1 pseudogene is annotated in these 535 nt (G+C 57.4%); it reads right to left on the reverse strand.

The annotated features are described in order from the left end of the window. Positions 1–51: 51 nt before the first annotated feature. Positions 52–535, reverse strand: a pseudogene (gene istB / locus JJB97_RS18340) (IS21-like element ISEc10 family helper ATPase IstB); the annotation flags it as partial.

Genomic DNA, 535 nt, shown 5'->3' on the forward strand with positions numbered 1-535 from the left:
TAGTTTTGCCGACTGGCGCCAACTATGCTGGCCGCATCCTTTAGTGCGGCGTTAAGCCGCGCTGGTTACTGCCTTTGCCGTCTTTTTCCTGTAACTTTCTCCCTTCAGTTCGAACATATATCCGTGATGGATCAACCGGTCTGCAGCGGCCACCGCCATCGTCTCATCCACGAAGATGCTGCCCCACGTGCTGAACGGATGGTTACTGGTGATCACCAGGCTCCCGCGTTCGTACCGATGCGCGATTAACTCGAACAGCACGCCCGTTTCAGCGTTGTCGCGTTTGACATAACCAAGGTCATCCACCACTATCACCCGGTAGCGATCCAGTTTCAGTAACAGCTCATTCAGTTTCAGCTGCGCTCTGGCTTTGCGCAGCTCCTGCAGCAGCTCTCCGGCGCTGTAGAACCGGGCCCGGTAGCCCTGGGCTACAACGCCATCCACGATCGCTGCCGCCAGATGGCTTTTTCCCAGCCCGCTGGCGCCGAACAGCAGGACGTTTTCACCCGCATCAACCCAGTCTGTCGTTTCACAG

Origin of the sequence: Tenebrionibacter intestinalis (genome assembly GCF_016632365.1) — a bacterium.
GTDB classification, from domain to species: Bacteria; Pseudomonadota; Gammaproteobacteria; order Enterobacterales; family Enterobacteriaceae; genus Tenebrionibacter; species Tenebrionibacter intestinalis.